Below are 10,942 nucleotides of genomic sequence, written 5' to 3'. Positions count from 1 at the left end.
GCCAGAAGGGCGTCCAGGTTTGTCTTCACACACTGACCAACGGGCGCCCTTCGCCATGGTCGCGACCAGCACACACATCGGACTCATTCATCTAGTGGCCGCCCTGCCGCCGTCAGGGCGCTTCGGCTGCCGTGGGCGGAGCGGTCCTCACCAGCTGGTACCCTGGCTGACGGCCGTTTGTGTACGCACCCCCGGAGCCTTGGGCACTGGAGGCCGCGCCCAGCGGATCCCCGCCTTCCGAGTCATGGAAGCTCCCCCGAGATGCAGACCGGGGGCACTCGGTGGCCATTCACAGACTATGAGGAGTACGCGTGTCGCTCGACGCCGTTACGAAGAAGCAGATCATCTCCGAGTTCGGTACCAAGGAGGGTGACACCGGCTCCCCCGAGGTCCAGGTCGCTCTGCTGTCGCGTCGGATCTCCGACCTGACGGAGCACCTCAAGACCCACAAGCACGACCACCACTCCCGCCGTGGTCTGCTGATCCTGGTCGGTCAGCGCCGCCGGCTGCTGCAGTACCTCGCCAAGAAGGACATCCAGCGCTTCCGTGCGCTGGTCGACCGCCTCGGCATCCGCCGCGGTGCGGCGGGCGCCAAGTAAGACGCCGTGAAGGGAGCGGTTCCCACTACGAGGGGGCCGCTCCCTTTGCTGTACGTGCGGAGTGTCACCACCCCTTTGTAGTGTGGTAGCACAACGCCGTGCGCACGACGTGACGCAGTAGGCACCACGCAACGCCGCGCGCACGACGTGACGCAGTACGCACGACACATCGCAGTACGCACGACACCGCGTGAGTCCGCCCTCCCATCGGGGTAGGCGGGATCACAAGACGAACGAGGAGGAGCGCACCGCGCCGCCGCCGGTCCTCGGTAGTGGCCCCCGGGGGAAGTGACCCGGGTGCTTCGATCGAAGACCGGCCCGCACCAGACGGAGCGCTTCTCCGCCACCGTCCCCCCGCCAACACGGGCGAGGAGGGACGAAGACGAGGAGAAAACGCTAGTGGAGAACGAGACCCACTACGCCGAGGCCGTTATCGACAACGGCGCATTCGGCACCCGCACCATCCGCTTCGAGACGGGCCGCCTGGCCAAGCAGGCCGCCGGTTCCGCCGTGGCGTACCTGGACGACGACACCATGGTGCTGTCGGCCACCACCGCCTCCAAGCAGCCCAAGGACCAGCTCGACTTCTTCCCGCTGACGGTGGACGTCGAGGAGCGGATGTACGCCGCCGGCAAGATCCCCGGCAGCTTCTTCCGCCGTGAGGGCCGGCCCTCCGAGGACGCGATCCTCACCTGCCGCCTCATCGACCGCCCGCTGCGCCCGTCCTTCAGGAAGGGCCTGCGCAACGAGATCCAGGTCGTCGCCACGATCATGGCGCTCAACCCCGACCACCTGTACGACGTCGTGGCGATCAACGCCGCCTCCGCGTCCACGCAGCTGGCCGGCCTGCCCTTCTCCGGCCCGATCGGCGGCGTCCGCGTCGCGCTGATCCGCGGCCAGTGGGTGGCCTTCCCGACGCACACCGAGCTCGAGGACGCCGTCTTCGACATGGTCGTCGCGGGCCGCGTCCTGGAGGACGGCGACGTCGCGATCATGATGGTCGAGGCCGAGGCCACCGAGAAGACCATCAAGCTGGTCGAGGGCGGCTCCGAGGCGCCGACCGAGGAGGTCGTCGCCGCCGGTCTGGACGCCGCGAAGCCCTTCATCAAGGTCCTGTGCAAGGCCCAGTCGGACCTCGCCGCCAAGGCCGCCAAGCCGACCGGCGAGTTCCCGATCTTCCTCGACTACCAGGACGACGTCCTGGAGGCGCTCACCGCCGCGGTCAAGCCCGAGCTCGCCCAGGCGCTCACCATCGCCGGCAAGCAGGAGCGCGAGTCCGAGCTGGACCGCGTGAAGACCCTCGCCGCCGAGAAGCTCCTGCCGGAGTTCGAGGGCCGCGAGAAGGAGATCTCCGCCGCGTACCGCTCGCTCACCAAGCAGCTGGTCCGCGAGCGCGTGATCAAGGAGAAGAAGCGCATCGACGGCCGTGGCGTGACGGACATCCGTACGCTCGCCGCCGAGGTCGAGGCCATCCCGCGCGTGCACGGTTCCGCGGTGTTCGAGCGTGGCGAGACCCAGATCCTGGGCGTCACCACCCTGAACATGCTCCGCATGGAGCAGCAGCTGGACACCCTCTCCCCGGTGACCCGCAAGCGCTACATGCACAACTACAACTTCCCGCCGTACTCCACCGGCGAGACCGGCCGCGTCGGTTCCCCGAAGCGCCGCGAGATCGGCCACGGCGCCCTCGCCGAGCGCGCCCTCGTGCCGGTCCTGCCGACCCGCGAGGAGTTCCCCTACGCGATCCGCCAGGTCTCCGAGGCGCTGAGCTCCAACGGCTCGACGTCCATGGGCTCGGTCTGCGCCTCCACCATGTCGCTGCTGAACGCCGGTGTGCCGCTGAAGGCCCCCGTCGCCGGTATCGCCATGGGCCTGATCTCCCAGGAGATCGAGGGCGAGACGCACTACGTCACCCTCACCGACATCCTCGGTGCGGAGGACGCCTTCGGTGACATGGACTTCAAGGTCGCCGGCACCAAGGAGTTCGTGACCGCCCTCCAGCTCGACACCAAGCTGGACGGCATCCCGGCCTCCGTGCTCGCCGCCGCACTGAAGCAGGCCCGTGACGCGCGTCTCCACATCCTCGACGTGATGATGGAGGCCATCGACCGGCCCGACGAGATGTCCCCGAACGCGCCTCGGATCATCACCGTGAAGATCCCGGTCGACAAGATCGGTGAGGTCATCGGCCCCAAGGGCAAGATGATCAACCAGATCCAGGAGGACACGGGCGCCGAGATCACCATCGAGGACGACGGCACGATCTACATCGGTGCCGCCGACGGCCCGGCCGCCGAGGCCGCCCGCGCCACGATCAACGGCATCGCCAACCCGACGATGCCCGAGGTCGGCGAGCGCTACCTGGGCACGGTCGTGAAGACGACCACCTTCGGCGCGTTCGTCTCCCTGCTGCCCGGCAAGGATGGTCTGCTGCACATCTCGCAGATCCGCAAGCTGGCCGGCGGCAAGCGCGTGGAGAACGTCGAGGACGTGCTCGGTGTGGGCCACAAGGTCCAGGTCGAGATCGCCGAGATCGACTCCCGCGGCAAGCTCTCCCTGATCCCCGTGATCGAGGGCGAGGAAGCTCCCGAGGACAAGAAGGACGACGCCGACCAGTGACGTCCCGTGGCTCCAAGGTGACGGCCCGCTCCTCTTCTGAGGCGCGGGCCGTCGCCCGTACCCAAACCCTCATCAAGGGCGAGGCCGGCATCGGCACGGTCCGCAAGACCACCCTCCCCGGTGGCCTGCGCATCGTCACCGAGACCCTGCCCTCCGTGCGCTCCGCCACCTTCGGCATCTGGGCGCACGTCGGCTCCCGTGACGAGACGCCGTCCCTCAACGGCGCCACGCACTACCTGGAGCACCTGCTCTTCAAGGGCACGCAGCGCAGAAGCGCCCTGGACATCTCCTCCGCCCTGGACGCGGTCGGTGGCGAGATGAACGCGTTCACGGCGAAGGAGTACACGTGCTACTACGCACGCGTGCTGGACGCCGACCTGCCGCTCGCCATCGACGTGGTGTGCGACATGCTGACCGGCTCGCTCATCCTCGAAGAGGACGTGAACGTCGAGCGCGGCGCGATCCTCGAAGAGATCGCGATGACCGAGGACGACCCGGGCGACTGCGTGCACGACCTGTTCGCGCACACGATGTTCGGCGACAACGCGCTCGGCCGCCCGGTCCTCGGCACGGTCGACACCGTCAACGCCCTGACCGCCGACCGCATCCGCCGCTTCTACAAGAAGCACTACGACCCGACCCACCTGGTGGTCGCCTGCGCCGGCAACGTCGATCACAACAAGGTCGTACGCCTGGTGCGCGCGGCCTTCGAGAAGGCCGGCGCCCTCAAGGACCCGGCCGCGCAGCCCATCGCCCCGCGCGACGGCCGCCGCGCCATCCGCGCCACCGGCCGTGTCGAGCTGATCGGCCGCAAGACCGAGCAGGCCCATGTCGTGCTCGGCATGCCGGGTCTGGCCCGCACGGACGACCGCCGCTGGTCCCTCGGCGTGCTGAACACCGCCCTCGGCGGCGGCATGTCGTCACGGCTCTTCCAGGAGGTACGGGAGAAGCGCGGCCTTGCCTACAGCGTCTACTCGTACACCTCGGGCTTCGCCGACTGCGGCCTGTTCGGCGTCTACGCCGGCTGCCGTCCGTCCCAGGTGCACGACGTGCTGAAGATCTGCCGCGACGAACTCGACCACGTCGCCGAGCACGGCCTGTCCGACGAGGAGATCGCCCGCGCCGTCGGCCAGCTCCGCGGCTCCACGGTTCTCGGCCTGGAGGACACCGGCGCGCTGATGAACCGTATCGGCAAGAGCGAGCTGTGCTGGGGCGAGCAGATGTCCGTCGACGACATGCTGGCCCGCATAGCGGCGGTGACCCCCGACGAGGTCCGCGCGGTCGCGCGCGACGTCCTCGGGCAGCGGCCCTCGCTGTCGGTCATCGGCCCGCTGAAGGACAAGCAGGCGTCGCGTCTGCGCGATGCCGTCGCCTGACACCCGAACCCGTCATCGGTAAGGAAGCAAGAACATGAGCAAGCTGCGCGTGGCGGTACTCGGCGCCAAGGGCCGTATCGGTTCCGAGGCGGTACGGGCGGTCGAGGCCGCCGAGGACATGGAGCTCGTCGCGGCCCTCTCCCGGGGCGACAAGCTGGAGACCCTGGCCGAGACCGGCGCCCAGGTCGCCGTCGAACTCACCACCCCCGCCTCGGTGATGGGCAACCTCGACTTCTGCGTACGGCACGGCATCCACGCCGTCGTCGGTACGACGGGCTGGACCGACGAGCGTCTCACGCAGCTGCGCGGCTGGCTGGACCAGTCCCCGGAGACGGGCGTGCTGATCGCGCCCAACTTCTCCATCGGGGCCGTCCTCACCATGAAGTTCGCGCAGATCGCCGCGCCCTACTTCGAGTCCGTCGAGGTCGTCGAGCTGCACCACCCGGGCAAGGTCGACGCCCCCAGCGGCACCGCGACCCGCACCGCCCAGCTCATTGCGCAGGCGCGCGCCAAGGCGGGCTCGGCGCCCGCGCCGGACGCCACGGTCACGGCCCTGGAGGGGGCACGCGGCGCCGACGTGGACGGCGTGCCCGTGCACGCGGTGCGCCTGCGCGGTCTGCTCGCGCACCAGGAGGTCCTGCTCGGCGGCGAGGGCGAGACCCTCACCGTCCGGCACGACTCGCTGCACCACAGCAGCTTCATGCCGGGCATCCTGCTGGGCGCCCGCCGCGTGGTGAGCACGCCGGGGCTCACGTTCGGCCTGGAAAACTTCCTGGACCTGGGCTGAGCCGGACTCCCATGCGCGCGAAACTCTCCTACCTCGTCACGGCCGCCGTCCTGGTCTTCTACTTCGTCCTCGTCGGCAGCCGCGGCGTGCTGCTCATCAAGACCGGCACGGTCCTCGCCGTCACCTTCGGCGTGGCGGTGCTGGTCCTGCCGGTGATCGGTCTGTGGTTCCTGTGGAAGAACACCCAGTTCGTCCACAGGGCCAACCGGCTCGCCGCCGAACTCGACGCCGAGGGCGGCCTGCCCGTAGACGAGCTCAAGCGGCTGCCCAGCGGCCGTGTCGACCGTGACTCGGCCGACGAGGTCTTCGCCCGGCGCAAGGCCGAGACGGAGGCGGCGCCGGAGGACTGGCGCACCTGGTTCCGTCTGGCCGTCGCCTATCAGGACGCCCGCGACACCCCGCGCGCCCGTAAGGCCATGCAGCGGGCGATCGCCCTCCACGAGGGCAGGCCAGTCGAGGCCTGACGCCTCACCGGTCCCGGGGGAGGGGGCTCAGCCCTGCCGGTACTCCGCCGCCCACGCCTCCACCGCGTCCGCCGCCCGGTCGAACGCCCCGGACCGGGCCAGGAAGTCGGCGTTGTGCGTGGTCAGCAGATACGGCATGGCGTCCGCGGAGCGGTCCTTGCGTACGAGGATCAGCGCCTGCCCCTGCACCGTGCGCGGCAGCCCCAGCCAGCGCACCGGCTGCTGCAGCGTCCGCACGGCGGCCACCCGCTCCCACGGCACCGTCCGGGTGTGCACGAAGCGCACCTGACGCAGTCCGTGCGCGCTCACCCACACGCCCATGCGCAGCAGCCGCAGGGCGACGGTGATGACCACCAGCGCGATACCGAAGACCACGGCGGAGGCGGACGGTGTGCCGGTCAGGGCGATGATCACCGCCGCGAACAGCACGTACGAGGCGAGCAGCAGCCACACCGCGGCCGCGCCCACCCGCCAGGGGCCGGGGCGGTAGGGCCGCCGCCAGCGGTCGCGGTCGTCGAACGGCAGCGCGACATCGTCGGCTGTGTCGAAGGCGCTGTCGGCCGTCAGGAAGGACAGGGGCACGGCTGGGTCCTCGCTCATCCATGCATGGGCTGTGCCCGGTGAGGCTATCGACCCGTGTCCCCACCCACCACCCTCGGGGGTCCGTCCGAGTACGGGGCCCGCTCAGCGGCCGTCGGACGCCCGGGACTGCTGCGTCCGCGTCGACAGGTGATCCTGCTCCAGCGCCGGCGTCCCGATCACCAGGGACCCTGCGAGCCCGGCCACGATGGTGAGTCCCATCAGCCAGTGCCCGGCTATCTGCCCCGCGGACGCACGCCGACGGGGCGGGGGAGTGACATTGCTGCGGAACCGCTCTGCTTCGGCGATGAAGGCGAAGGGTACGGGCTCACGCCGACGGAACATCGGGGGCCTGCTCCTCTCTGAGGTCTGAGGACGCTGGGGTGCGAATGAACGACTGTCACCGGTACAGACGCGCGAGTACCCGCCGAAGTGCCGTCTTACCGGGAAAAACCTCGCTCGACGCACTGAGTAGAGTGGGCGCCACTCAAGCCGTGATGGGAAGGATCCTCTTGACCTCCGCCGATGCCCCCCACCCCGACATCGCTCTGCGTGGTGATGTCACGGTCGAACTGGTGAAGTCCAGCGCCTCCGACTCGGACGTCCTGTTCGCCGCTCGCGTCTCGACGCTCGGCGAGCAGTCCCTCGCCGAGCTGCAGAAGGACCCGGAGCGCTCGAAAGGCCTGATCAACTACTTGATGAGGGACAGGCACGGCAGCCCGTTCGAGCACAACTCGATGACCTTCCTGATCAGTGCGCCGATCTTCGTCTTCCGGGAGTTCATGCGGCACCGCGTCGGTTGGTCGTACAACGAGGAGTCCGGCCGGTACCGGGAGCTCCAGCCCGTCTTCTACGTGCCCGACACCTCCCGAAAGCTGGTCCAGGAGGGGCGCCCGGGCAAGTACACCTTCGTGGAAGGAACGCCGGCGCAGTACGAGACGGTCCACCGTGTGCTCGACGAGTCGTACCAGCAGGCCTACGCCGCCTACCAGAAGCTTCTCGCGGAGGGCGTCGCCCGTGAGGTCGCCCGCGCGGTGCTCCCGGTCGGCCTGTTCTCCTCGATGTACGCCACGTGCAATGCCCGCTCGCTGATGCACTTCCTCGGTCTGCGCACCCAGCACGAGCTCGCCCAGGTCCCGTCCTTCCCGCAGCGTGAGATCGAGATGGTCGGCGAGAAGATGGAGGCGGAGTGGGCCAAGCTCATGCCGCTCACGTACGCCGCCTTCAATGCCAACGGCCGGGTGGCGCCGTAACGCACGCCTGTTTCCTGGGCAGGCACAGATGTACGGGCCAGTCGGGCGAAGTGTCCGTATTGCGGCATTTGGAGAAGTTCATCTAGCCTGATCAAACGGACCCGGCACTGCTTGAACCCCCGAGCAGGCAGTGCCGGGCTCCTCCTTTGTCCGGACTTTTCGCGCACCCCGAGGGCAGACCGCGCCTTGAGCAACGAGTAGCGTGTAACCCATGGCTCCGACCTCCACTCCGCAGACCCCCTTCGGGCGGGTCCTTACCGCCATGGTCACGCCCTTCACGGCGGACGGCGCACTTGACCTCGACGGCGCGCAGCGGCTCGCCACGCACCTGGTGGACGCAGGCAACGACGGCCTGATCATCAACGGCACCACCGGCGAGTCCCCCACCACCAGCGACGTGGAGAAAACGGACCTCGTACGAGCCGTCCTGGAGGCCGTGGGCGACCGTGCCCACGTCGTCGCCGGCGTCGGCACGAACGACACCCACCACAGCATCGAGCTGGCGCGCGCGGCGGAGCGCACCGGCGCACACGGCCTGCTGGTCGTGACCCCGTACTACAACAAGCCCCCGCAAGAGGGCCTGTACCGCCACTTCACGGCCGTCGCCGACGCCGCCGAGCTGCCGGTCATGCTCTACGACATTCCCGGCCGCAGCGGCGTCCCGATCAACACGGAGACGCTGGTCCGGCTCGCCGAGCACCCGCGGATCGTCGCCAACAAGGACGCCAAGGGCGACCTCGGGCGCGCGAGCTGGGCCATCGCACGCTCCGGGCTCGCCTGGTACTCCGGCGACGACATGCTCAACCTGCCGCTGCTCTCCGTGGGCGCCGTCGGCTTCGTCTCCGTCGTCGGCCACGTGGTCACCCCCGAGCTGCGCCAGCTGGTCGAGGCGTACACCAGCGGCGACGTCCAGAAGGCGACCGAGATCCACCAGAAGCTGCTCCCGGTCTACACGGGCATGTTCCGCACCCAGGGCGTCATGACGACCAAGGCCGCACTCACCCTCCAGGGACTGCCCGGCGGCCCGCTGCGGCCGCCCATGGTCGAGCTCACGCCTCAGGAGATCGAGCAACTCAAGATCGATCTTGCTGCCGGCGGGGTACAGCTCTGACAACAGACTTCGCCCCGAACGGGCGCGTATGGACTTCACAACTGAATAAGCGGGCACCGGTGCCCGCGCCCCACAACGACAACTGCTTCTGCACGAACGTCACGCGCGCCACGTGCCCCACCGGTACGTGGCGCGCGTGGTGAGGAGAGTCTTTTGAGTCATCCGCATCCTGAACTCGGCTCGCCGCCGCCGCTCCCCGAGGGCGGCCTGCGGGTCACCCCACTCGGTGGCCTCGGTGAAATCGGCCGAAACATGACGGTCTTCGAGTACGGCGGCCGCCTGCTGATCGTCGACTGCGGGGTGCTCTTCCCGGAGGAGGAGCAGCCCGGAATCGACCTGATCCTGCCGGACTTCTCGTCCATCCGGGACCGCCTCGACGACATCGAGGGCATCGTCCTCACGCACGGCCACGAGGACCACATCGGCGGCGTCCCCTTCTTGCTCCGCGAGAAGCCGGACATCCCACTGATCGGCTCAAAGCTGACCCTCGCCCTGATCGAGGCCAAGCTCCAGGAACACCGCATCCGCCCGTACACGCTCGAGGTCGCGGAGGGCCACCGCGAGCGCGTCGGCCCCTTCGACTGCGAGTTCGTCGCGGTCAACCACTCCATCCCGGACGCGCTCGCGGTCGCCATCCGCACACCCGCCGGCATGGTCGTCCACACCGGCGACTTCAAGATGGACCAGCTCCCGCTGGACGGCCGCCTCACGGACCTGCACGCGTTCGCTCGCCTGAGCGAGGAAGGCATCGACCTTCTTCTCTCGGACTCGACGAACGCCGAGGTCCCGGGCTTCGTGCCGCCCGAGCGCGACATCTCCAACGTCCTGCGCCAGGTCTTCGGGTCCGCCCGCAAACGGATCATCGTGGCGAGCTTCGCCAGCCATGTCCACCGCATCCAGCAGATCCTGGACGCCGCCCACGAGTACGGCCGCAGGGTCGCCTTCGTCGGTCGCTCCATGGTCCGCAACATGGGCATCGCCAGGGACCTGGGCTATCTGAAGGTTCCGCCGGGTCTCGTCGTCGACGTCAGGACGCTCGACGACCTCCCGGACAGCCAGGTGGTCCTCGTCTGCACGGGATCGCAGGGCGAACCGATGGCCGCGCTCTCACGCATGGCCAACCGGGACCACCAGATCCGGATCGTCGACGGCGACACGGTGATCCTGGCGTCCTCCCTGATCCCCGGCAACGAGAACGCGGTCTACCGCGTCATCAACGGCCTCACCCGCTGGGGCGCCAACGTCGTCCACAAGGGCAACGCCAAGGTGCACGTCTCCGGCCACGCGTCGGCGGGCGAGCTCCTGTACTTCTACAACATCTGCCGGCCGCGCAACCTGATGCCCGTCCACGGCGAATGGCGCCACCTGCGCGCCAATGCCGAGCTGGGCGCCCTCATCGGCGTCCCGCACGACCGCATCGTGATCGCCGAGGACGGCGTCGCCGTCGACCTGGTCGAGGGCAAGGCGAAGATCTCCGGCAAGGTCCAGGCCGGCTATGTGTACGTCGACGGCCTCTCGGTCGGTGACGTGGGCGAGCCGGCGCTGAAGGACCGCAAGATCCTCGGCGAGGAGGGCATCATCTCGGTCTTCGTCGTCGTGGACTCGTCCACCGGCAAGATCACAGGTGGCCCGCACGTCCAGGCCCGAGGCTCCGGCATCGAGGACTCGGCCTTCGTCGACGTCCTCCCGAAGATCACCGAAGTGCTGGAGCGCTCGGCGCAGGACGGCGTCGTGGAACCTCACCAGCTGCAGCAACTGATCCGCCGCACACTGGGCAAGTGGGTCTCCGACACGTACCGCCGCAGGCCGATGATCCTGCCGGTCGTCGTGGAGGTCTGACCGGCGTACGGCCCGTTCGTACGCGCGGACTTGGAGCGGGGCGCCTCGATTTGCATCGGGGCGCCCCGCTCCAGTACGTTTACGGCTCGCTCCCCCGGGAACCCGGCCACTCCGTGCGCCGGAGACAGTCTCCGGAGCGGGGCGGAAATTCCGACTCAGAATCTCTGATAAAGTCGGAAGCGCCGGAAAGGGAAACGCGGAAGCGGGAACCTGGAAAGCACCGAGGAAATCGGGTCGAGAAAAGATCTGATAGAGTCGGAAACGCAAGACCGAAGGGAAGCGCCCGGAGGAAAGCCGCGAGAGAGATTCTCGGGT

General features: G+C 68.8%; 10 protein-coding genes. 8 read left to right on the top strand and 2 right to left on the bottom strand.

The annotated features are described in order from the left end of the window. Positions 1-311 precede the first annotated feature (311 nt). From rpsO to AB0O67_RS33715, 5 genes are all read left to right on the top strand, one after another. Positions 312-599, top strand: coding sequence for a 30S ribosomal protein S15 (rpsO, locus tag AB0O67_RS33735; RefSeq protein WP_018569362.1), 288 nt, complete (start codon positions 312-314; stop codon positions 597-599). A gap of 399 nt (positions 600-998) precedes the next feature. Further along, a complete protein-coding gene (locus AB0O67_RS33730; RefSeq protein ID WP_365458663.1) occupies positions 999-3,218 on the top strand; it encodes a polyribonucleotide nucleotidyltransferase in 2,220 nt (739 codons plus the stop codon). Further along, on the top strand, positions 3,215-4,594 hold the full coding sequence (locus AB0O67_RS33725) for a pitrilysin family protein (RefSeq protein ID WP_365458660.1): 1,380 nt from the start codon (positions 3,215-3,217) through the stop codon (positions 4,592-4,594). Before AB0O67_RS33730 ends, AB0O67_RS33725 begins: the two co-directional genes overlap by 4 nt. A gap of 34 nt (positions 4,595-4,628) precedes the next feature. Further along, positions 4,629-5,381: a 4-hydroxy-tetrahydrodipicolinate reductase gene (gene dapB / locus AB0O67_RS33720; RefSeq protein ID WP_365458657.1), complete on the top strand. Its 753-nt coding sequence runs from the start codon at positions 4,629-4,631 to the stop codon at positions 5,379-5,381. 11 nt (positions 5,382-5,392) lie between these two features. Next, positions 5,393-5,845, top strand: a complete 453-nt coding sequence (locus AB0O67_RS33715; protein ID WP_365458654.1) for a hypothetical protein — start codon at positions 5,393-5,395, stop codon at positions 5,843-5,845. Positions 5,846-5,872: 27 nt separating this feature from the next. On the opposite strand, the gene AB0O67_RS33710 is transcribed toward AB0O67_RS33715, so the two are convergent. Together AB0O67_RS33710 and AB0O67_RS33705 are read right to left on the bottom strand one after the other, a co-directional pair. Further along, on the bottom strand, positions 5,873-6,427 hold the full coding sequence (locus AB0O67_RS33710) for a hypothetical protein (RefSeq protein ID WP_365458667.1): 555 nt from the start codon (positions 6,425-6,427) through the stop codon (positions 5,873-5,875). 102 nt (positions 6,428-6,529) lie between these two features. Continuing rightward, entirely contained in the window at positions 6,530-6,769 is a 240-nt protein-coding gene (locus AB0O67_RS33705; RefSeq protein WP_365458651.1) for a hypothetical protein, read from the bottom strand. A 152-nt stretch (positions 6,770-6,921) separates the two neighbouring features. Between AB0O67_RS33705 and thyX the strand changes: the two genes are divergently transcribed. From thyX to AB0O67_RS33690, 3 genes are all read left to right on the top strand, one after another. Next, on the top strand, positions 6,922-7,677 hold the full coding sequence (gene thyX / locus AB0O67_RS33700; protein ID WP_365458648.1) for an FAD-dependent thymidylate synthase: 756 nt from the start codon (positions 6,922-6,924) through the stop codon (positions 7,675-7,677). A 211-nt stretch (positions 7,678-7,888) separates the two neighbouring features. After that, positions 7,889-8,788: a 4-hydroxy-tetrahydrodipicolinate synthase gene (gene dapA / locus AB0O67_RS33695; protein WP_365458645.1), complete on the top strand. Its 900-nt coding sequence runs from the start codon at positions 7,889-7,891 to the stop codon at positions 8,786-8,788. A gap of 153 nt (positions 8,789-8,941) precedes the next feature. Beyond that, positions 8,942-10,627 (top strand): ribonuclease J, encoded by a 1,686-nt coding sequence (locus tag AB0O67_RS33690; RefSeq protein ID WP_365458642.1) that lies wholly within the window; start codon positions 8,942-8,944, stop codon positions 10,625-10,627. Positions 10,628-10,942 lie beyond the last annotated feature (315 nt).

Source organism: Streptomyces sp. NPDC086077 (assembly GCF_040686175.1).
Classification (GTDB): Bacteria; Actinomycetota; Actinomycetes; order Streptomycetales; family Streptomycetaceae; genus Streptomyces.
Note: the sequence above shows the minus strand (reverse complement) of the source record. Positions and strands in the feature narration are given on the sequence as shown.

Coding starts and splice junctions, on each gene's coding strand:
- AB0O67_RS33715 (WP_365458654.1), top strand. CDS start 5,393: ATGCGCGCGAAACTCTCCTACCTCGTCACGGCCGCCGTCCTGGTCTTC.
- AB0O67_RS33705 (WP_365458651.1), bottom strand. CDS start 6,769: ATGTTCCGTCGGCGTGAGCCCGTACCCTTCGCCTTCATCGCCGAAGCA.
- dapA (WP_365458645.1), top strand. CDS start 7,889: ATGGCTCCGACCTCCACTCCGCAGACCCCCTTCGGGCGGGTCCTTACC.
- thyX (WP_365458648.1), top strand. CDS start 6,922: ATGGGAAGGATCCTCTTGACCTCCGCCGATGCCCCCCACCCCGACATC.
- dapB (WP_365458657.1), top strand. CDS start 4,629: ATGAGCAAGCTGCGCGTGGCGGTACTCGGCGCCAAGGGCCGTATCGGT.